The following is a 21,519-nucleotide window of genomic DNA, read 5'->3' as shown; positions in this document are numbered from 1 at the left end:
GGCTTTTCACCGCCTATTTCAGGCCAAAACCCAACTGATAGACCTCTGTGGAGCGAGCCCGGCTTGCCGCCGGCTTGCGGCTGACCACGCGTTTGAAACGGCTTTGCAGCGCCTTGCGGTAGTCTTCAAACCCCTCACCCTGGAATACCTTGACCAGAAACAGGCCATCCGGTTCCAGCACCCGCTCAGCCATATCCAGCGCCAACTCTGCCAGATACATGGCCCGCGGCTGATCCACCGCGCTATTACCACTCATATTGGGGGCCATGTCGGACATTACAAGGTCTGCCCGCCGATCCCCCAGAGAAGCAAGAATTTGCTCGTAGATGGCATCCTCACGGAAATCCCCCTCAATGAAGGTCACATCCGGCAGGGCATCCATGGCAAGGATGTCACTGGCAATGACCGTCCCCTTGCCGCCAATCAGCTGGCCCGCCACCTGGCTCCAGCCCCCCGGCGCGGCGCCAAGATCCAGCACCGTCATTCCCGGGCGGAACAAGCGGTCCTTTTCATGCATTTCCAGCAGCTTGAAACTGGCCCGGGAGCGGTAGCCCTGCTCCTGGGCCTTGGCCACCCACGGGTCGTTGAAATGTTCTTTTAACCAGGCCTTGCTGGTCTTGGAACGGCTGGACTTCGCCATGGCCCCTCTCTCCTGAATTCTCTGTACTCTCTATGTGCGCAGGCAACGCGCACTGGCAAACCCGCATGACCAACCCACATGACGGCTGCTTTTCGGCCGGGTAATACGTAGAATACGCGCACAGCAACCCTTTCTGGAGCTACACCGTGCCGCTATCTACCCAGGACATCAAACGGTTACGCCGTATTGGTCACCACCTGAAACCCGTTCTGATCTTTGGCGACAAGGGACTCAGCGACAACTTCGTGGAAGAGCTCAACCTGCGCCTGGAAGATCACGAGTTGATCAAGGTGAAGGTCAACGCAGAAACCCGCGACGACCGCGCCGCCATTGTGCAAGCCTTGACCGAGAAAGGCAGCGCCGAGCTGATCCAGCGCATCGGCAACATCGCCCTGCTCTACCGCCCGGCCCAAAAGCCCAGCGCCAAACTGTCGAATATCCTGCGTTATCAGAATGCCTGACGCCCAAGGCCCGACGCAGGATGCTAAAAGCAAAAAAGGCGGCGTGTTATCACGCCGCCTTTTTATTGTCGTCTGGCGTCATGCATCGGGCATCAAGCGCCTAGATGTGCTCCACCTGATCGACTTCGTACTCACGGGTACCACCGGGAGTATCGATCTGCACCACATCGCCTTCTTCACGGCCAATCAAACCGCGGGCAATCGGTGAGTTCACACTCAGCTTGCCTTCCTTGATGTTGGCTTCGTCGTCACCCACGATCTGGTAGACCTTGGTTTCGTCCGTATCCACATCAATGATGGTCACGGTCACACCGAAAATCACCTTGCCGGTATTTTCGATAGTCTGAATATCGATGATCTGCGCATTGGAAAGCTTGCCTTCGATATCCCCAATGCGGCCTTCACAAAACCCCTGCTGTTCGCGGGCAGCGTGATACTCGGCATTTTCTTTCAAGTCACCGTGCTCACGGGCCTCTGCAATCGCAGCAGAAATACGCGGGCGATCTTCTTTTTTCAGTTTTTCCAGTTCCTCGCGCAGGGCTTTGGCGCCCTTGGCGGTCATCGGTACACGTTGCATAGTTATCCTCGTATCTTTTAACAGGCGCAAATAACAGGCGCTGTTAACGGAACCGCCCGGAGCACTCTGCTCCGAGCGCTCCCGACGACGATTTATTTCATTTCTGCGTGCAGGTCCTGCAAGCGACGAACCGTGGGCTCACCACTGATCCCCAGCGCCTGACACACCGCATGGGCGGCCGCGATGGTAGTGGTGTAGAACACCTTGTGCTGCAGCGCCGAGCGACGAATCGCGAACGAATCACGGGTCGCCTGCTTGCCTTCAGTGGTGTTCACGATCAGGGCGATCTGGTCGTTCTTGATCATGTCCACAATATGCGGACGCCCTTCCAGCACCTTGTTCACCACCTTCACCTCAAGACCAGCCTCACCCAGCACCTTGGCGGTGCCTTTGGTGGCAACCAGGCTGAAGCCGCGCTCGATCAACATGCGAGCCACTTCCACAGACGCCGGCTTGTCCACTTCGCGCACGGAAATAAAGGCTGTGCCGGTTTCCGGCAACTTTTCTCCAGCGCCCAGCGACGCCTTGCCAAAGGCTTCCGCGAAGGTCGCACCGACACCCATGACTTCCCCGGTAGACTTCATTTCCGGGCCCAGGATCGGATCGACTTTCGGGAACTTGGCGAACGGGAACACCGCTTCTTTCACGAAATAGTGCTGCGGTTTGACCTCTTTGGTGAAGCCTTGTTCCTTGAGGCTGGTGCCAGCCATACAACGGGCAGCCACTTTCGCCAAGGACACGCCAATGCACTTGGACACATACGGCACTGTCCGGGAGGCGCGCGGATTCACTTCCAGCACATACACCTCACCGCTTTTCACGGCGAACTGCACATTCATCAAACCGACCACACCCAGCTCCAGCGCCATATCGGCAGCCTGCTGACGCATCACGTCCTGGACATCGTCATCCAGCGAGTACGGCGGCAGGGAGCAGGCAGAGTCACCGGAGTGCACGCCGGCCTGTTCGATGTGCTGCATGATGCCACCGATAACCACATCGGTACCGTCACAGACCGCATCCACATCCACTTCGATGGCATCGTCCAGGAAGCGATCCAGCAGCACCGGGGAATCGTTAGAAACCGATACCGCATTCATCATGTAATTACGCAGTTCCGCTTCGCTGTACACGATTTCCATGGCGCGACCACCCAACACATAGGAAGGACGCACCACCAGCGGATAACCGATTTCTTCCGCCAGACGCACACCGTCTTCCATGGAACGGGCGGTGCGGTTGGGTGGCTGCTTCAGGCCAAGCTTGTTGACCATCTGCTGGAAGCGTTCGCGATCTTCCGCTTCATCGATGGCATCCGGCGGGGTGCCAATAATGGGCACGCCGGCAGCCTGCAGGGCACGGGCCAACTTCAACGGAGTCTGCCCGCCGTACTGGACGATCACACCCTTGGGTTTTTCTTTCGCCACGATGGCCAGCACGTCTTCCAGCGTAATCGGCTCGAAGTACAGGCGATCGGAGGTATCGTAATCGGTGGACACGGTTTCCGGGTTACAGTTGACCATGATGGCTTCGTAACCGTCGTCCTTCATGGCAAACGCCGCGTGCACACAGCAGTAATCGAACTCGATACCCTGACCGATCCGGTTGGGGCCACCACCGATGACCATGATCTTGTCACGGTCGGTGGGATTGGCCTCACACTCTTCATCGTAGCTGGAGTACATGTAGGCCGTATCCGTGGCGAATTCCGCCGCACAGGTATCCACCCGCTTGTAGATCGGCAGCACACCCAGCTCTTCACGCTTGCCACGTACGTCCGCTTCCTTCACCCCCAGCAACTGCGCCAGGCGGGCATCGGAAAAGCCCTTGCGCTTGAGCGCATACAGGCTGTCGCGGGTCAGACCGCTGAAAGTGCTGTCGGCCAGCTGCTGCTCGGCACGAATCAGATCTTCGATCTGTACCAGGTACCAGCGATCGATCTTGGTGATGTTGAACACGTCGTCCACGGTCATACCGACACGGAACGCATCGCCAACGATCCAGATGCGCTCCGGGCCCGGCGTGGACAGCAACTGCGCCACCTGTTCACGGGCATCCGGCGCCGCCGGGTCCACATGGGGATCAAAACCGATGGACTCGGTTTCCAGACCACGCAGTGCTTTCTGTACGGATTCCTGGAAGTTACGGCCGATGGCCATCACTTCACCCACGGACTTCATCTGGGTGGTCAGCACCGCATCCGCTTCGGCAAACTTCTCGAAGTTGAAGCGCGGAATCTTGGTAACCACGTAATCGATGGATGGCTCGAAGGAAGCCGGGGTCTTGCCGCCGGTGATCTCGTTCTGCAACTCATCCAAGGTGTAACCCACCGCCAGCTTGGCGGCCACCTTGGCGATCGGGAAGCCGGTGGCCTTGGAGGCCAGCGCAGAGGAACGACTCACCCGCGGGTTCATCTCGATCACTACCATGCGACCGTTGTCCGGGTTGATGCCGAACTGCACGTTGGAACCACCGGTTTCCACGCCAATTTCACGCAGCACCGCCAGAGAGGCGTCACGCATGATCTGCAGCTCTTTATCGGTGAGCGTCTGCGCCGGCGCCACGGTGATGGAGTCACCGGTATGCACGCCCATGGGGTCAAAGTTCTCGATGGAACAGACGATGATGCAGTTGTCCTTTTTGTCACGGACCACTTCCATCTCGTACTCTTTCCAGCCCAGCAGGGACTCGTCGATCAACAGCTCGTTGGTGGGCGACAGGTCCAGACCACGCTGGCAGATTTCCTCGAATTCTTCCCGGTTATACGCAACACCCCCGCCGGAGCCACCCATGGTGAAACTGGGGCGGATAATGCAGGGAAAACCCAGCTCTTCCAGGGCCGCGCTGGCTTCTTCCATGTTATGGGCAATGGCGGAACGCGGACATTCCAGGCCGATGGCTTTCATGGCCTTGTCGAAGCGGGAGCGATCTTCCGCCTTGTCGATGGCATCCTCGGTGGCGCCAATCATTTCCACGCCAAACTCTTTCAGCACACCGTTGTGATCCAGGTCCAGGGCACAGTTTAGTGCGGTCTGGCCACCCATGGTGGGCAGCAGCGCGTCCGGGCGCTCCTTCTCGATGATCTTGGCCACGGTCTGCCAGGTAATCGGCTCGATGTAGGTCGCATCCGCCATGGCCGGGTCGGTCATGATGGTGGCCGGGTTGGAGTTCACCAGGATGACCCGGAAACCCTCTTCCCGCAGCGCCTTACACGCCTGCGCACCGGAGTAGTCAAACTCACAGGCCTGGCCGATCACAATCGGGCCAGCGCCAATAATGAGGATGCTTTTTAAATCACTTCTTTTCGGCATAGTCACTAACCGTCAGACGTTAATTTCAATTGCCAGGGCGTCAGACGTGGAACGTCGGACGTCGGACGCTTATTTTGCTTGCATGAGCTCGATGAAATGATCGAACAGCGGCGCGCAGTCACGCGGCCCCGGGCTCGCTTCCGGGTGCCCCTGGAAGCTGAAGGCCGGCACATCGGTGCGCTCGATGCCCTGCAAGGTGCCGTCGAACAGTGACACATGGGTCACTTTCAGGTTGTCCGGCAAGGTATCGATATCCACCGCAAAACCGTGGTTCTGGCTGGTGATCATCACCGTGTCATCCGCCAGGGTTTTCACCGGGTGGTTGGCGCCGTGGTGGCCCGTGGCCATTTTCATGGACTTGGCGCCACTGGCCAGTGCCAGCAATTGATGGCCCAGGCAGATACCGAACACCGGCAACCCGGTGGCAACGATCTCCTGGATCGCGGCAATGGCATAGTCGCAAGGCTCCGGGTCACCAGGGCCGTTGGACAGGAAGACACCGTCCGGCTTCATGGCCAGCACCTCGGACGCGGGCGTCTGGGCCGGCACCACGGTGAGCTTGCAGCCACGCTCGGCCAGCATGCGCAGGATGTTGCGCTTGACGCCGTAGTCGTAGGCCACCACATGGAAGCGGGTCTCGCCCTGCTCGGTGTGACCTTTCTCAAGATCCCAGGTGGACTCGGTCCAGCTGTAGGACTCGGCAACACTCACTTCCTTCGCCAGGTCCATGCCTTTCAGGCCGGGGAACCCCTTGGCCGCCGCCAGCGCCTGTGCTTCATCCACATTGTCGCCGGCCAGAATGCAACCATTCTGGGCACCCTTGTCACGCAAAATGCGTGTCAGGCGGCGAGTGTCGATATCGGCGATGGCAACGATGTTGCGCTCACGCAGGTAGTCCGGAAGAGTTTGCTCACTACGCCAGTTGCTCACTGTCATGGCCAGATCACGAATCACCAGGCCCGAGGCCCAGATTCGGGAGGACTCTTCGTCCTCGGCAGTGACGCCAGTGTTACCAATATGCGGATAGGTAAGGGTTACAATCTGTTTGGCATAGGAAGGATCCGTCAGGATCTCCTGATAGCCAGTCATGGCGGTGTTAAACACCACCTCACCCACGGTTTCACCCGTGGCACCGATTGCAACACCCCGAAAGATGCTTCCGTCTTCAAGAGCGAGAATGGCGGGAACCGTCAACGCAACCTCCAGGCTGATAGGGAATAGGGAGATCTGCGGCGGGTGCGCTCGCAAAAAAGCGAGATGGATTCCTCCACCTCGCTTTTTCTAAATTCTTCATTCGGCGCCCCGCACGCCCATCACGGGCTGCGCGCTATTTTAGGGCTTTGTGGCCCCGCTGTCACGCGGCAATCCCGCCGATAGACCAGTGGCAGGCCTGGCAGGCGGCTAGGCCTTGCCCCAACCGGCGCTTTCCCCGGCCAGGCCGAGCACATCCTGCATGTCGAACAGGCCCTTGTCATGGCTGCCCAGCCAAGCTGCCGCCCGCACCGCGCCACGGCCGAACGACATACGGCTGGAGGCCTTGTGGGTAATTTCCACCCGCTCACCTTCCGCCGCGAACATCACCGTGTGGTCGCCCACGATATCGCCGGCGCGAATGGTCTCGAAACCGATGGTGTGGCGCTCACGCTCGCCGGTGCGACCTTCGCGGCCGTACACAGCACACTCGTTCAGGTCACGCCCCAGGGTCTGGGCCACCACTTCCCCCATGCGCAACGCCGTGCCAGACGGCGCATCGATCTTGTGCCGATGGTGGGCTTCAATCACTTCGATATCCACTTCATCACCCATGATCTGGGCCGCGGTTTCCAGCAGCTTGAAGCACAGGTTCACCCCGATGGAATAATTCGGCGCAAAACAGATGGCGATATCGTCACTGGCGGCGCGCAGGGCCGCTTTCTGGGCATCATCCAGCCCGGTGGTGCCGATCACCAGCTTGGTGCCCGCCGCACGGCAGACCTCAAGATTCTTTACCGTGGCTTCCGGCACGGTGAAGTCGATGAACACATCCGCATCGTTCACCACCTTGCTCAAATCATCCGCCAGCAACACACCACTACTGCCCTGGCCCACCAGCTCACCAGCATCCGCACCGATCAAACTGGAGCCGGGCACATCCACCGCCGCCGCCAGCGTCGTATCCGGGTTGGCCAGCGTCGCCTCGATCAGAATACGGCCCATGCGACCGGCGGCGCCGATAATACCTACTTTCATGGTGTCTCCTTGATTAAAAGCGGGACGGCGAACGCCAGAGGCCTCACGCCCCACCCGCCCCAAAACGGGAACGGGCAAAGCGCCAAGCCTCTGGCGTCCGGCATCAAGCGGCTTATTCTACCAGAAAGGGCGGCAGCGTCACCGCGTAGAGATTGGCGTTTTCCTTGAGCATAAACTTGCGCCGCTTTCGGTCGAAGCGCTTGAAGCTCATGCCGCTATCACGCCAGGCCAACACCTCCTGTAACCGCTTGCGGGCATAGGCGCGGTCGAGCCACTCCATGGAAAAGCCGGCAGGCAACTGTGCCGCCACCTGCAACTGGGCCAACGCTGGTTTCAGCGCCTCTTCCTGATAGGTATAAAGCAGACTGTTAGCGTACTCATAGCGAACAATCGCCAGATTCTTTTCTTTCCTGAGTGCGGTCTCGAACGGCTGAATGGCATCATTACTGTCCGCCGCCAGCGTCAGTTTGCCCGCCGTTTTTCCCACCCGGCGCAGCACGTTGGCCTCAAACGCCGCACTCAACGACAACGCCAACGGGTGATCCGGCGCCACCGCCAGCATTTCCGTGGCCGCATTGATCACCATGGCGGCGTAATTGCGTTGCAAGGTGGCCGGCACGGACTCATCTTCTGCCAGCCGCGCCACCGCATAGCCAAACCCCAGCCGCATCATGCAGTAATCCGCGGTCAGCGCCTTGTCACCGGGCAACACCGCCATGTTCTCACCAAACCAGGCCATGTCATTGATGGCTTCCTGCAACAGCTGCTGCTTCTGCTCATGGGTGGGCGCCAGATAGGTGGCATACACAATTTGCGCCACCACCGCCGGCACCCGGGCGTAGCCGCCGTAGCGACGCCCAAGATCCCGGGCCTGACGGAAATCGCCACGGAAGAAGGCCTGCCAGACCTCCAGTACATTGCGGCTATGCTGCTCCCAGTCGTCATCCTGATAACGCAGATCCCGATACAAATTCGGGAAGCGCTGATAGCGGGCCTGCAGGTAATCAGCCGAGGGGTACGGCAGGCGCAGCCCACGCATAAACTGATCCCAGTTGGCGTGAATCTCTTCCACCGTGAACGTATAGGGCGCCGGGTCAAAAGGCGCAGGCTGCCAGTCGGCATGCAACACTTGCGGGTTCGGCACCAACGGCGCCTTCTGGGAAAAGGTAGCGCGGGCACGCTCATAGGCCTGATCCACCGGAGCGCCCACCCCTGGCACGGAAGCACAACACAGCACCGCCCCCAGCACACACGCCAGTCGCCGTGAATTCATAATTGCCTCTGATTATTGTTGTTTTTATGCACAATATCGCAGGCAAGCTTTCAGCGGCAACGAAGGCGATCAAATTTCATACTATTGGCTGAGCACATACTTCACTTTGCCAAACGCTCAACGCCGGATGCCGGACGACGGACGCTTGAATTCAAAACCTGAAAACCTTGGCCGCCATGCTTTCTGCGCAGAATGCATTACCCGATTATTGCCTGAATGATGCCCCTGAATACCCCTTAAAGGAGATGCCACAAGAACGACAACCTCTCAGGCTATGGGGTTTTACGTCAGGCATCCGGCGTTGAGCGTTTGGCAAAGTGCCGGGTATTCGCGATAACCCCATCAGACGGCGAAAAGCGAGTTATTCACTCTAATCCGTGAAGAACCAAAAAAAAGCCCGGCATGAGACATCATGCCGGGCTTTTTTAAGCGGACCAGAACGCTTACTTGGTATCGAAAAACCGTTTAACGCCTTCGAACCAGCTGCTCTTGCGCGGGTTGTGGCGGTTACCGCCACTCTCCAGAGACTCCTGGAATTTGCGCAACAACTCTTTCTGTTCACCGGACAGCTTCACCGGGGTCTCGATGACCACCTTGCAGAGCAGGTCACCCGGCGCACCGCCACGAACCGGCGCCACACCTTTGCCACGCAGACGGAAGATTTTTCCGCTCTGGGTTTCCGCCGGCACTTTCAGCTTCACCTTGCCATTCAGGGTGGGCACATCCAGCTCACCACCGAGCGAGGCATCGACAAAACTGATCGGCACTTCGCAAAACAGGTTGTCACCATCGCGCTGGAAGATGTCGTGCTCACGCACGGCCACCTGAACATACAAGTCGCCGGACGGCGCGCCGTGCATGCCCGCCTCGCCTTCACCGGCAAGACGGATGCGGTCACCGGTATCCACGCCCGCCGGAATCTTCACCGACAGGGTCTTGGTGTTCTGCACCCGGCCCTGGCCACCGCAGTTACCACAGGGATCCTTGATGATCTTGCCTTCACCCTTACAGGTGGGACACGCCTGCTGCACGGTAAAGAACCCCTGCTGCATGCGCACCTGACCGACGCCACCACAGGTGGTACACGCTACCGGTTGACTGCCTTCTTTGGCACCAGTGCCATGACAGACATCACAGCCATCCCAGGTGGGGATACGGATCTTTTCATCGCAGCCGCGCACGGCCTGCTCCAGGGTCAGCTCCAGCGTATAACGCAGGTCTGCACCGCGGGCAGGGCCACGACGTCCGCCGCCGCCACCACCAAAGATGTCGCCAAAGATATCGCCGAAGATGTCACCAAAACCACCGCCGCCGAAGCCGCCGCCAGCACCGGCACCACCCTGACCGTTAACGCCGGCATGGCCGAACTGGTCATAGGCCGCGCGCTTCTGCTCATCGGCCAGCACTTCGTAGGCTTCTTTTGCTTCCTTGAATTTGGCCAGCGCCTCTTCATCATCCGGATTACGGTCCGGATGGTATTTCATCGCCAGGCGACGATAAGCCTTCTTCAAATCCTGCGCGCTGGCATCCTTCGCCGCACCCAGCACTTCGTAATAATCACGTTTGGACATAGATAAGCCTTTGGCTTAGCCAGACGCCCGACGCCGGAGGCCAGACGCAGAAGCCAAAGAGCATCCGCGTCCAACGTCCGGCGTCAGACTTCAGGCGTTACTTACTTCTTCTTGTCGTCGTCGACTTCTTCGAACTCGGCATCGACCACGTCATCGCCTTTCTGCTGCTCGCCGCCTTCGGCGCCGGCAGCACCTTCAGCCTGCTGGGCCTGCTCGGCGTACATCTTCTCGGCCAGCGGTGCGGACACTTCGGACAGCGCCTTGATCTTGGCTTCGATATCATCCTTGTCGCTGCCCTTGGCGGCTTCTTCCAGCTCGTCCACAGCCTTGGTGATGGACTCTTTCTCTTCGTCGGTCGCCTTGTCGCCGGCTTCCTCGAGGGTCTTGCGAGTCGCATGCACCAGGTGGTCCGCCTGGTTGCGGGTCTGCACCAGCTCTTCGAACTTCTTGTCTTCGTCCGCGTGAGCTTCCGCGTCCTGCACCATCTGTTCCACTTCCTCGTCGGACAGGCCGGAGGAGGCTTTAATCTGGATGGTCTGCTCTTTGCCAGTGGCCTTGTCTTTCGCGCCCACATGCAAAATGCCGTTGGCATCGATATCGAAGGTCACTTCGATCTGCGGCATGCCGCGCGGTGCCGGCGGAATGTCTTCCAGATTGAACTGCCCCAGCGACTTGTTTTGCGCTGCTTGCTTACGTTCGCCCTGCAACACATGCACGGTCACGGCGGTCTGATTGTCGTCCGCGGTGGAGAACACCTGCGACGCATTGGTCGGGATGGTGGTGTTCTTCTCGATCAGCGGAGTCATCACGCCACCCATGGTTTCAATACCCAGGGTCAGCGGGGTCACGTCCAGCAACAGCACGTCGGTCACGTCGCCGCTCAGTACCGCGCCCTGAATCGCTGCACCCATGGCAACCGCTTCATCCGGGTTCACGTCCTTGCGCGGCTCTTTGCCGAAGAACTCGGTAACGCTCTTCTGCACCATCGGCATACGGGTCTGACCGCCCACCAGAATCACGTCGGTGATATCGGCGGTTTTCACGCCCGCATCGGCCAGCGCGGTTTTGCACGGCTCCAGTGAACGGCTCACCAGATCACCCACCAGGGATTCCAGCTTGGCGCGGGTCACTTTCACCACCAGGTGCTTGGGACCGGTGCTGTCTGCCGTGATGTACGGCAGGTTCACTTCGGTCTGCTCGGCAGAGGACAGCTCAATCTTGGCTTTCTCGGCCGCTTCTTTCAGGCGCTGCATGGCCAGCGGGTCGCCGCCCAGATCGATGCCGGAGTCCGCCTTGAACTGATCCGCCAGGAAGTTGATCAGTGCCAGGTCGAAATCCTCACCACCCAGGAAGGTGTCACCGTTGGTGGCCAGCACTTCAAACTGGTGCTCGCCATCCACTTCGGCAATTTCGATGATGGAGATATCGAAAGTACCGCCACCCAAGTCATACACGGCGATGGTGCGATCACCACCCTTCTTGTCCAGGCCATAGGCCAGGGCCGCCGCAGTGGGCTCGTTGATAATACGCTTCACGTCCAGGCCAGCGATGCGACCGGCATCCTTGGTAGCCTGGCGCTGGGAATCGTTGAAGTAAGCCGGCACGGTGATAACGGCCTCGGTGACGGTCTCACCCAGGTAATCTTCCGCGGTCTTCTTCATTTTCTTCAGCACTTGCGCAGAAATTTGCGGCGGCGCCATTTTCTCGCCTTTCACTTCCACCCAGGCATCGCCATTGTCAGCCTTGGTGATCTTGTAGGGCACCATCTTGATGTCCTTCTGAACCACCTTGTCGTCAAAACGACGGCCGATCAGACGCTTCACCGCGTACAGTGTGTTTTCCGGGTTGGTCACCGCCTGACGCTTGGCAGATTGACCGACCAGGGTTTCCTTGTCGTCGGTGTAGGCGATGATGGACGGCGTAGTGCGCGCACCTTCTGCGTTTTCAATAACCTTGGTCTTGTCACCTTCCAGCACGGCCACACAGCTGTTGGTCGTACCCAGGTCGATACCGATAATCTTACCCATAGTCGTTCTATCTCCTTCACACCAGCCGGGACCCTGTCGGCGCCCCAGGCAGTTGAATTGTTAATTCGTCTGGCTCCTATATGGCGGTCGCTGCCGGCATTTCAAGGGAGCCTGTTGATTTTGAGTGCGTCACTTTTGTAACGGCCTTGACGCTGAAAACCGGGCCCAGAGCCGCGTTCGCAACCGGCCTCAGGCATCGGCCCTGATCATCAGGGGGCCTTGCTGACCACCACCCGCGCCGGGCGAATCAGGCGGCCGTTAAGTTGGTAGCCCTTCTCCAGCACCTCGATCACGGTATTGGGGTCCACATTGGGGACCGGCACCATGGTCATGGCTTCATGCAATTCAGGATTGAACGGCTCGTCTGCCGGAGCGATCTGCTCCAGGTTGTAGCGGGCAAACGCGTCCAGCAGGGATTTCAGCGTTAGCTCGATACCTTCACGGGCGCCTTTCAGGGCCTCGTCCTCGGCATCCAGTGCCGCCAGGCCGCGCTCCAGGTTGTCCGCCACACTCAGCAGATCGCCGGCGAACTTCTCCAGGGCAAACTTGCGGGCATGCTGCACATCCCGCTCGGCACGCTTGCGCACGTTCTGGACTTCTGCCTGGGCGCGCACATCCGCCTCAGCCAGCGCCTTCTTCACCTTGGCCAGCTCGGCATCCGCCTCAGCCAGCTTCTCTTCCGTGGTGGGCTCTGCCTGCTCAGCGTCGGCGTCTGCAGCAGCCTGCTGCTCTTCCACCGTTTCCAGCTCCGGCTCGGCGCCCTTCTGTTCTTTTTCCTGCTCACTCATTACTCACTCCACATCCCCGAACGGGGCCTTAACTCAGGAAAGCCGGCAAAGATATGGGAACTATCGGGTGGGATTCAAGGGGGAGGAAGGCAGTTGACAGTGGATAGTGGGCAATTGACAGCGTCGCGGGATACCCCGGTCAGCTTCTGAGGTGCAAGAGGCCGCGCCAAGAGAGCACAAAAACCGGGAAGACGAGCCAACCGAGGGTTTTACCTTTCGACACTCGCTTCTCGCAACTCGACGCGGCATTTTCGCGCCTCACCAAGCGAAGCGCAGGAACGTCGAAGACGGCCCCGAAGGGGTGAGCGCAGCGAATAACTGGTACTCCTACAGCGGGTTATAGCTGGGTCAGCGCCGCCGAGAGGATCTTGGCGGTGATATCCACGGTGGGGATGACCTTTTCATAGTCCATGCGGGTGGGGCCAACCACCGCCAGCACACCCACCGGGCCATTATCCGCCTTGTAGGGCGCGGAAATCAGCGAGTAATCCTCGAACGGCTGGAAGCCGGATTCGCGACCGATAAAAATCTGTACCCCGTCGGCCTTCATGGAGCGCTCCAGCAGATGCAGGATATCGCGCTTGTGATTGAAGGCATCGAACAGGTTTCGCAGCTGGCCCAGGTTTTCCGCCTCGGCGGACTGAATCAGGTTGGACTCCCCGGAGACCACATAATCGGAATCGGGCCGCTCGGTGCGCAGGGCCTTGTCCGCCACCGCCATCGCCGTCTGCATCAGGGCATCCATCTGCTGACGGTCGGCGTTCATGGTGTTCAGCAAACCATCGCAGATACTGTTCAGGTCACAACCCGCATAGGTGTGATTGATGTAATTGGCCGCCTGGCGCAACTCCACCTCATCGTAATCCCGGTCGGTGTGAATAATGCGGTTCTGCACCTCGGAGCGGTTAATCACCAGCACCACCAGCACCCGCTTGCCCGACAGCGGCAGGAACTCCACCTGCCGCAGCGTTGACACCTCACGGCGCGGCACCGCCACCAGCCCGGCCATGCGCGTCAGCTCGGCCAGGGTTTTTGAGGCCTGGGCGATCAACTCCTGGGAGGACTGCTCCGGCGCCAGCATCTGCCGCAGCTCTTTTTTCAGATGCCGGTGATCCGGGCGCTCCATGACACTGGTCGCCAGCAGCGAATCCACGTACAGGCGATAACCCAGCTCCGTGGGAATACGCCCCGCCGAGGTGTGCGGGCTGCTCAGCACCCCCAGCTCCTCCAGCTCCGACATGATATTGCGCACCGTGGCCGGGCTCACCGTCAGGCCGCTGCCACTGGCCAGCGTCTTCGAGCCCACCGGCTGGCCATCACGGATATGCCGCTCCACCAGCGTCATCAGCAGGCGTTGTTTACGTTCGTTAAGATCCAGCTTTGTCATGGGGGTATATGTACCAGAAAATCACCTCCCTATTATATAGAGAAGCGCGGCCGGGTTTCATTGAGCAGGGGCTTACACTCTCCGTGCGAATCCCCTACCATTAACCAACACTGTCCATAAGAGCAGTCATCGTAACAAGGATGTCATCATGACCGACGAAAACCCGCACAACCCCTACCAGGCCCCGGACAGCACTATCCAGAGCCAGGCAAAGCCCGACACACCGGAACTGGCCAGCCGCCTGTACCGCCTGCTCGGCGCCCTCATCGATGGCCTGGTGCAGTTACTGGTGATCGGCCCGATCATCTATTTCACCGGCATCTGGGACGCCCTGATGCAGGGCAACGGCGACATCAACCTGACCACCAGCATCGGCCTGTTCATCGCCGGGGAACTGATCTTCCTGGCCCTGCAGGGCTGGCTCCTGTTCAACCGCCAGCAAACCATCGGCAAAATAATTCTCAACATGCGCATCGTCGGCATGGAGCAGGACAACGTGCCCGCCGGCAAGCTCTATGGCCTGCGCTATTTTGTTTTCCACGTGCTCGCCCAGCTGCCCGGCATCAACCTGATCATGATTCTCGACCCGTTACTGATTTTCCGGTCCGATCGCCGTTGCCTGCACGACCACCTTGCCGGCACCCAGGTCATCCAGACCCAGAGCACCACCGCTTAGCAACGATTTTGCCTGTTCCGGAGGAACACCATGCTGACACACTTGAGCGTTCGTCATTTTGCCACCGTTGACCAGCTGGAACTGGAGCCCGAGAACGGGCTCACCGTCATCAGCGGCGAAACCGGGGCAGGCAAATCCGTCATCATCGACGCCCTTGGGCTCACCCTCGGCGATCGCGCCGACTCCTCCATCGTTCGCCACGGGCACGATCGCGCCGAGGTGCTGGCCACCTTTGATGTGAGCAACAACCTGGCCGCCCGCCAATGGCTTGCCGAACGGGAACTGGACGATGAAGAACAGTGCCTGCTGCGCCGCACCGTGCGTGCCGACGGCCGCTCCCGGGCCTATGTGAACGGCACCCCCACCCCGCTGGCGGAAGTCCGCGAGCTGGGCGAACGCCTGATCAGCATCCACAGCCAGCACGAACATCAGGCGCTGCTGAAAAAAGACGCCCACCGCCAGCTGCTGGACAACTTTGCCGACGCCCGCGACCTGGCCAACAGCGTGCGCGAGCATTGGCGCCACTGGCAGAAAGCCCGCCGCGCCCACGACGAGGCCCTTAATCAGGCCCGCGAACAGAACGAAAAGGAAGAGCTGCTGCGCTTCCAGCTGGAGGAGCTCGATGCCCTCGCCCTGCAAGACGGCGAGCTGGAACAGCTAGAGCAGGAACAGCAACGGCTGGGCAACGCAGAAAGTCTGATCCGCGTCTGCCAGCAATCCCTGAACGCGCTTTATGAAGGCGAGGACGGCACCTGCAACGACCACCTCAGCCAGGTCAGCCACTGGCTGGATGACGCCCGCAACAACGACGACGGCCTGGGCAGCATTGCCGACACCGTGGAATCCGCCCGTCTGCAAGTGGAAGCCGCCGCCGATGATCTGCGTCATTATCTGGAAAAACTGGATCTGGACCCGGCCCGTCTGAGCCAGGTGGAAGAACGCCTGAGCCAGTGCTACACCCTGGCCCGCAAACACCGCATTCGCCCGGAAGAACTGGTGGAACACCATCGCAGTCTGCTGGCCGAATCCGACGCGCTGGGCAATGTGGATGCCCACCTGCACGCCCTGGCCGAACAGGAAAGCAGCGCCCAGCAACACTACATGGACAACGCCCGCAAGCTCAGCAAGGCCCGCCGCAGCGCCGCCAAGACCCTCAGCCAGCAAGTCCAGAAACAACTCACCGCCCTGGGCATGAAAGCGGCCCAGCTGGATGCGCGCCTCAGTGAGTGCAGCCCCACGCCCGACGGCCTGGAAGAGGTGGAATTCCTGTTTTCTGCCAACCCGGGCCAACCGCTCAAACCGCTGGGCAAGGTGGCGTCCGGTGGCGAACTGTCACGGGTCAGCCTGGCCATTCAGGTCATCTGCGCGCGCAACCTGACTGTACCCAGCCTGGTCTTCGACGAAGTGGACGTGGGCGTGGGCGGCGGCGTCGCCGAGATCGTCGGCCGGCTACTGCGCGAGCTGGGCCAGCACGCCCAGGTGCTGTGCATTACCCACCAGCCACAAGTTGCCAGCCAGGGGCATCAGCACTGGCAGGTACACAAGATTCAGGGGGACGACACCACCCACACCCGCATTCAGGGGCTGGACGAAACCGCCAGAGTGGAAGAGCTGGCGCGCATGCTGGGTGGCGTGGAAATCACCGAATCCACCCGCAATCACGCCAAAGAGATGCTGAGCAAAGCCCAGGCTGCATGACAAAAAACGCAGCATGCTTCACGCAACAGGCACCACGCCCGTGTGCGACATGAAGCGTGCTGCGTGAGGCGTTACTACTTCTTCTTCGGCTTGACGTACAACACCAGCGAGTGATCCACGATTTCGTAACCGTGCTCCTCGGCAATGGCATGCTGGCGCTTCTCGATCACGTCATCCATGAACTCCACCACCTGGCCGGTTTCCATGCACACCATGTGGTCGTGATGGTCCTCATCGGCCAGCTCGAATACGGCGGAGCCGCCTTCAAAGTTATGACGCAGCACCATGCCCGCCTGCTCGAACTGGGTCAGCACACGATATACCGTGGCCAGCCCCACATCCTCGCCGGAATCCATCAGTGACTTGTAGATGTCTTCCGCGCTCAAGTGACGCTCTTCAGACTTTTCCAGTTGCTGCAGGATTTTCACCCGCGGCAGGGTCACTTTAAGGCCCGCTTTTCTGAGATCCTGATTATCCAATGCGTATGCTCCATCTGCCAATCAATGGCGGTTTTGAAAAGGGCGGGAAATCTGCACCACCGGGGCACCAGGGCGAACTCATCGCCCCGCTGGCTGTCTATGGAACAGGTCCAGACAGCCAGACCGGAGTTTGTCATAGGTTCCCAAGTCTGTATTATCGCCCGAACACTTAGCGAAGTCGAAAATCATGCCCCGCATTCTTGTTTCACTGACACTGATATCTCTTCTGGCCACCGCTGGCTGCAGCTCACTGCGCTTCCCCGGCGTCTATCGAATTGATATTCCGCAAGGCAACTTCGTCACCGAAGACATGCTCAGCGAACTGCAGCCAGGCATGTCGCCGGAGCAAGTGCGCTATGTTCTCGGTGCCCCCACCCTGGTGGACCCGTTCACTCCGGACCTGTGGCTCTACCCAATGACCTACCGGCCCGGCAAGGGTGAGAACGTTAGCCAGACTATTTCCGTCCACTTCGAGAACGGCGCCTACAGCCGCTACGAAGGCGAAGTCATCGACGACTTCAAGGCCAAGACGTCCGGCCGCAACGATCTGGAATTACAGCGCAAAGCCGCGGATCGCAAGGATGACGCCGAATAAACGCACCACTTTCATGGCTGACTGACCACGCCACAAAAAAGCCTCTCAGCCCTTGTCTGCAGAGGCTTTTTCTTTCGCTCGTTTCTTGCGATTAAGCTTCGGATCGGCCGTCAACGGGCGGTAGATCTCCACCCGTTCACCCGCCTTTAGTATATGCCCCGCCGGGTTCGCCACCACCTTGCCGAACACCCCCATGGGCGCCTTGCCCAGTTCCAGGTCGGCAAACTGCTCATCGATCCCTGACAACCGCGCGGCCTCCAGCATGGTGGTACCCTCAGGCACATCCAGGCCTATCAAACGCTGCTTTTCCGGCAACGCATAGGTCACTTCCACGTGAATCATGGCATCGCTCACGGTGCAGGCTCCACAGCGGCCGGTGCTGGTGGCACCTCATAACCCTCTGAATCATCCGCCGGCTCCGCCACCGGCGCAGGCACTTCGGTTTCGGCCTCCACACCCGGCGCTTGCGATGCCGCCGGCGCAACCGGCTCCGGCTCCTGCACAGGGGCCACCTCATCGGCAGGCGCCACCGCACTCCAGATGGAATACACAAACAAGGCAACCACCGCCGCCGGAGAGAAAATCCGCACCAGCGCGCGCCACACCAGGTACAGCTTGAAGTTCTTGATCCCCAGCTCCTTGCGCGCATGGGTCTCCTTCATCACCCAGCCCGCAAAGATGGCGATCAGCAGGCCACCCAACGGCAACATCACCGTGGTGGACAGGAATTCCATATTGTCGAAGAAGGTTCCCGCCAGGAACGTATTGTCCTTCCAGACATTGAAGGACAGTACCGAGCCCACGCCCAGCAACCAGGCCCCCAGCCCGACCACAATAGCGGCCTTGGCGCGGGTCAGCCCCTTTTCCACCAACCAGGCCACCACCGGCTCACCCAGGCTGATGGACGAGCTCCACGCGGCGCACACCACCAGCAGGAAGAACAGCGTGCCGAACAACACCCCACCGGGGATACTGCCGAACGCCAGCGGCAGGGTCACGAACATCATGCCCGGGCCCTGGCCCACTTCCAGCCCCCCGGAAAACAGCAGCGGAAACATGGCCATGCCCGCACCCAGCGCCACCAGCGTATCCAGCACCGCAATAATGGCCACGGTAGAGAGAATCGACACCGGCTTCTTCTTGCCGGTTTTCGGGTCGGTCACTTCGCGGGGCATATAGGCCCCATAGGCCATGATCGCCCCCATCCCCAGGCTCAGGGTGAAAAACGCCTGCCCGACAGCCACCAGCACGGCTTTGCCGGTCAGCTTGGAGAAATCAAACGCAAACAGGAAATTCATGCCTTCGCTGAAGCCAGGCGTCGTCGCCGCGTACCCCACCAGCACCAGCAGCAGCACAAACAGCAGCGGCATCAGCAGCTGCACGGCTTTTTCCAGCCCGCCCTTCACCCCGCGAGCTACCACCACCATGGTGAGCAACATGAACAGGGAGTGGAAACCGAGCATTAGCCAGGGATCGGCCAACATGCTGTCAAAGTGCGCCTCGGACTGGGTGGCCGTGATGCCCTCAAACACGCCACGGGCCGCCTCCCAGGTGTAATACAACGCCCAGCTGGCCACGGCAGAATAAAACGACAGGATCAGAAACGCGGACAGCGCCCCCATAATCCCGATGCCCGCCCAGCGCTGGGTGACCTTGCTCTCGCCGGCAAGCTTGCGCATGGTGTTGATCGGGCTCAGTCCACCCTTGCGGCCCAGCATGACCTCCGCAGCCATGATGGGAATGCCCACCACGGCAATACACAACAGATACAGCAGCACAAAGGCACCGCCCCCGTTTTCCCCGGTGATATACGGGAACCGCCAGATGTTACCCAGCCCCACTGCCGACCCGGTTGCCGCCAGAACAAACACCCAGCGGCTGCCCCATACTCCATGGACCGACTTGTTTTCTTGCTTCATAACACCATTACTCTTGTTCGCGTGGCGGTATTGTCTTTTTTTTGGCAGGGCGGCTCAAGTGACGGCCAGTAACAGCGCAAACGATGGTAAGCAGTCACTCACCCCCGCAACAGCCACAGCAGACAAACCGCTATCAGCCACTCACCCCTTGCTCTATAATCGCCGCCCTATGGGAAAAGCCAACAAGAAAGCCAACGCACCGTCGGCCACCATTGCGCAAAACCGCAAGGCACGCCACGAATATCATCTGGAAGAGCACTTTGAAGCCGGCCTGGTATTGGAAGGCTGGGAAGTGAAATCCCTGCGTGCCGGCAAAGGTAACCTGACAGAAGCCTACGTCTTGCTGAAAAACGGCGAGGCCTTCCTGTTCGGTGCCCGTTTCGAGCCACTCAACACCGCCAGCACCCACGTGAACCCGGACCCGACGCGCACGCGCAAACTGCTGCTGCACCGTCGTGAGCTGGGGCGAGTATTTGGCGGCGTACAGAAAGACGGCTTCACCTGTGTGCCGGTAAGCCTGTACTGGAAGAAAGGGTTCGCCAAGTGCGACATCGCACTGGCCAAAGGCAAGCAGAAATTCGACAAGCGCGCCACTGAGAAAGAGCGCGACTGGAATCGCCAGAAGCAGCGCATACTGCGGCAGAGATGACGCCGTAAAGAGGCGTCACGCCCTGCCGCCGGGCACTGTCTCAGGCTGTCTTGATTACGCCGTGTGGCGAGTATTTACATCCTGTGCACGGCTATCGCCACGCAGCTGCCAATACAATTGCAGCCAGGCGCGAAGCACCGCAGGCAGGAAGTAAACGGCGAACAGAATCACCGGAATACGTGCTTCCGGGAGTCGCCATATTCACCAAGTAGATACGTGCTGCATACGCAGCCAGCGCAAATACCAATTGCAACGCTCTGTAGAGCAGCGGCTGAGCCTTCAAAGGCGACAGTGCCTTCTCGGAAACTTGCCCTGCTGACCGAAAGATCGTGTTCATCATCCTTCTCCTTCAATGAACGACAATGCTTTGATCAGCGGCCTTCTTGATACGTCAATCTCAAGGCTCGCTGTAAAGCCATTGTGTGGTACACAATATTTGAGCCCGATGCCCTTGGGTCGCTTATGGCTGCCAGCACATCGCTTGCTCAACCTCACCACTGGCCGATGTAACTTTGCCGTGATGACACCGCTATAGTGCGCCCGAAAGATGACAGCACAAGGTTATCAGGTTGGATTGTCGGACAAGAAATGGGTATTCAGGTAACACTTTTCACATTCTGATTACAAAATGAACAGCCTTCATGCCGCCCGCCACCAATATATGGTCAGTTCCGCCGTCGCCCGACATATCCCCTGGCCGCACATTGAAATCGACTTCCCCACCCCCATCCCTTAGAATGAACCCATCACAGGGGCCGACCTGGATTCGACGCCGGTACTGAATTCTGTGGTGCATGCCGAGAAGGTCACGAGTCTCGTAAATCATTTGTGGCACATTAAAGCAATCGCAAACGACGATTCTTACGCACTAGCAGCTTAAACCCTGCTTATCGCCAATCGACCCTGCCTGTGGGGAAGAGCGGCGAGCATCGCAACACAGGCTCGCAGCAAAGTCCGCCCCGGATGGCGCTGTTAAAACTCTTAGGGGCCCGGCCTTCACGTCCTGCCAATTGGGCTGTGAAGGCTTAAATTAATAAATATGGCTAAGCATGTAGATCTGCAGATGGATTGCTGACGGACGCGGGTTCGATTCCCGCCGGCTCCACCAAACAGCAAGTAGCAAATAAAAAGGGCCACCCCGATGGGGTGGCCCTTTTTTTGTGCCGCGCGGCGGCTGACTGACGCCTGACGCCTGACGCCTGACGCCTGACGCCTGACGCCAAGAATCAAACTTCCGCA

General features: G+C 59.4%; 19 protein-coding genes and 1 other RNA gene. 6 read left to right on the top strand and 14 right to left on the bottom strand.

Annotated elements, in window-relative coordinates; genetic code table 11:
• Nucleotides 1-13: 13 nt before the first annotated feature.
• Nucleotides 14-640 (bottom strand): 23S rRNA (uridine(2552)-2'-O)-methyltransferase RlmE, encoded by a 627-nt coding sequence (gene rlmE, locus ADG881_RS13175; RefSeq protein ID WP_007149033.1) that lies wholly within the window; start codon nucleotides 638-640, stop codon nucleotides 14-16.
• Between the two features lie 146 nt (nucleotides 641-786).
• Here rlmE and ADG881_RS13170 point away from each other — a divergent pair, with 146 nt between their 5' ends.
• Nucleotides 787-1,101, top strand: coding sequence for a YhbY family RNA-binding protein (locus tag ADG881_RS13170; RefSeq protein ID WP_007151514.1), 315 nt, complete (start codon nucleotides 787-789; stop codon nucleotides 1,099-1,101).
• Between the two features lie 100 nt (nucleotides 1,102-1,201).
• Here the strand turns inward: ADG881_RS13170 and greA are convergent, their stop codons facing one another.
• From greA to hrcA, 9 genes are all read right to left on the bottom strand, one after another.
• Nucleotides 1,202-1,678 (bottom strand): transcription elongation factor GreA, encoded by a 477-nt coding sequence (gene greA, locus ADG881_RS13165; RefSeq protein ID WP_039926785.1) that lies wholly within the window; start codon nucleotides 1,676-1,678, stop codon nucleotides 1,202-1,204.
• 92 nt (nucleotides 1,679-1,770) lie between these two features.
• Nucleotides 1,771-4,989 (bottom strand): carbamoyl-phosphate synthase large subunit, encoded by a 3,219-nt coding sequence (gene carB, locus ADG881_RS13160; RefSeq protein WP_007148741.1) that lies wholly within the window; start codon nucleotides 4,987-4,989, stop codon nucleotides 1,771-1,773.
• Between the two features lie 69 nt (nucleotides 4,990-5,058).
• Complete coding sequence (carA, locus tag ADG881_RS13155; RefSeq protein WP_007149342.1) at nucleotides 5,059-6,183, bottom strand: glutamine-hydrolyzing carbamoyl-phosphate synthase small subunit; 1,125 nt, start codon at nucleotides 6,181-6,183, stop codon at nucleotides 5,059-5,061.
• Between the two features lie 207 nt (nucleotides 6,184-6,390).
• Nucleotides 6,391-7,218, bottom strand: a complete 828-nt coding sequence (dapB, locus tag ADG881_RS13150) for a 4-hydroxy-tetrahydrodipicolinate reductase (RefSeq protein ID WP_007148622.1) — start codon at nucleotides 7,216-7,218, stop codon at nucleotides 6,391-6,393.
• Between the two features lie 112 nt (nucleotides 7,219-7,330).
• Nucleotides 7,331-8,491 (bottom strand): hypothetical protein, encoded by a 1,161-nt coding sequence (locus tag ADG881_RS13145; RefSeq protein ID WP_039926783.1) that lies wholly within the window; start codon nucleotides 8,489-8,491, stop codon nucleotides 7,331-7,333.
• Between the two features lie 443 nt (nucleotides 8,492-8,934).
• Nucleotides 8,935-10,062, bottom strand: coding sequence for a molecular chaperone DnaJ (dnaJ, locus tag ADG881_RS13140; RefSeq protein WP_007150571.1), 1,128 nt, complete (start codon nucleotides 10,060-10,062; stop codon nucleotides 8,935-8,937).
• A gap of 101 nt (nucleotides 10,063-10,163) precedes the next feature.
• On the bottom strand, nucleotides 10,164-12,089 hold the full coding sequence (dnaK, locus tag ADG881_RS13135) for a molecular chaperone DnaK (RefSeq protein WP_007151185.1): 1,926 nt from the start codon (nucleotides 12,087-12,089) through the stop codon (nucleotides 10,164-10,166).
• 209 nt (nucleotides 12,090-12,298) lie between these two features.
• Nucleotides 12,299-12,877 carry a nucleotide exchange factor GrpE gene (gene grpE, locus ADG881_RS13130; RefSeq protein WP_007148399.1) on the bottom strand — a complete coding sequence of 193 codons (579 nt, stop codon included), beginning with the start codon at nucleotides 12,875-12,877 and terminating at the stop codon, nucleotides 12,299-12,301.
• A gap of 337 nt (nucleotides 12,878-13,214) precedes the next feature.
• The gene (hrcA, locus tag ADG881_RS13125) at nucleotides 13,215-14,264 is read right to left on the bottom strand and encodes a heat-inducible transcriptional repressor HrcA (RefSeq protein WP_007148673.1); all 1,050 of its coding nucleotides are present in this window, start codon (nucleotides 14,262-14,264) and stop codon (nucleotides 13,215-13,217) included.
• A 148-nt stretch (nucleotides 14,265-14,412) separates the two neighbouring features.
• Between hrcA and ADG881_RS13120 the strand changes: the two genes are divergently transcribed.
• Together ADG881_RS13120 and recN are read left to right on the top strand one after the other, a co-directional pair.
• The gene (locus tag ADG881_RS13120) at nucleotides 14,413-14,940 is read left to right on the top strand and encodes an RDD family protein (RefSeq protein ID WP_007150836.1); all 528 of its coding nucleotides are present in this window, start codon (nucleotides 14,413-14,415) and stop codon (nucleotides 14,938-14,940) included.
• A gap of 30 nt (nucleotides 14,941-14,970) precedes the next feature.
• On the top strand, nucleotides 14,971-16,638 hold the full coding sequence (gene recN / locus ADG881_RS13115; RefSeq protein ID WP_007150933.1) for a DNA repair protein RecN: 1,668 nt from the start codon (nucleotides 14,971-14,973) through the stop codon (nucleotides 16,636-16,638).
• Nucleotides 16,639-16,712: 74 nt separating this feature from the next.
• Here the strand turns inward: recN and fur are convergent, their stop codons facing one another.
• Nucleotides 16,713-17,117 (bottom strand): ferric iron uptake transcriptional regulator, encoded by a 405-nt coding sequence (gene fur / locus ADG881_RS13110; protein WP_007149572.1) that lies wholly within the window; start codon nucleotides 17,115-17,117, stop codon nucleotides 16,713-16,715.
• A gap of 187 nt (nucleotides 17,118-17,304) precedes the next feature.
• On the opposite strand from fur, the gene ADG881_RS13105 reads away from it, so the two are divergent.
• A complete protein-coding gene (locus ADG881_RS13105; RefSeq protein WP_007151389.1) occupies nucleotides 17,305-17,712 on the top strand; it encodes an outer membrane protein assembly factor BamE in 408 nt (135 codons plus the stop codon).
• Nucleotides 17,713-17,757: 45 nt separating this feature from the next.
• On the opposite strand, the gene ADG881_RS13100 is transcribed toward ADG881_RS13105, so the two are convergent.
• Both ADG881_RS13100 and ADG881_RS13095 read right to left on the bottom strand, forming a co-directional pair.
• Nucleotides 17,758-18,066, bottom strand: coding sequence for an RnfH family protein (locus ADG881_RS13100; RefSeq protein WP_007150195.1), 309 nt, complete (start codon nucleotides 18,064-18,066; stop codon nucleotides 17,758-17,760).
• The gene (locus ADG881_RS13095) at nucleotides 18,063-19,631 is read right to left on the bottom strand and encodes a sodium-dependent transporter (protein WP_007150506.1); all 1,569 of its coding nucleotides are present in this window, start codon (nucleotides 19,629-19,631) and stop codon (nucleotides 18,063-18,065) included. Before ADG881_RS13095 ends, ADG881_RS13100 begins: the two co-directional genes overlap by 4 nt.
• A gap of 169 nt (nucleotides 19,632-19,800) precedes the next feature.
• Here ADG881_RS13095 and smpB point away from each other — a divergent pair, with 169 nt between their 5' ends.
• Nucleotides 19,801-20,280, top strand: a complete 480-nt coding sequence (smpB, locus tag ADG881_RS13090; RefSeq protein WP_007149529.1) for an SsrA-binding protein SmpB — start codon at nucleotides 19,801-19,803, stop codon at nucleotides 20,278-20,280.
• Nucleotides 20,281-20,371: 91 nt separating this feature from the next.
• Here the strand turns inward: smpB and ADG881_RS13085 are convergent, their stop codons facing one another.
• A complete protein-coding gene (locus tag ADG881_RS13085) occupies nucleotides 20,372-20,620 on the bottom strand; it encodes a hypothetical protein (RefSeq protein WP_232211727.1) in 249 nt (82 codons plus the stop codon).
• A gap of 411 nt (nucleotides 20,621-21,031) precedes the next feature.
• Here ADG881_RS13085 and ssrA point away from each other — a divergent pair.
• Nucleotides 21,032-21,388: a transfer-messenger RNA gene (gene ssrA / locus ADG881_RS17410) on the top strand.
• Nucleotides 21,389-21,519 lie beyond the last annotated feature (131 nt).

This window comes from Alcanivorax sp. DG881, assembly GCF_000155615.1.
Lineage (GTDB): Bacteria > Pseudomonadota > Gammaproteobacteria > Pseudomonadales > Alcanivoracaceae > Alcanivorax.
This window is presented reverse-complemented; position numbering and strand designations above follow the sequence as displayed.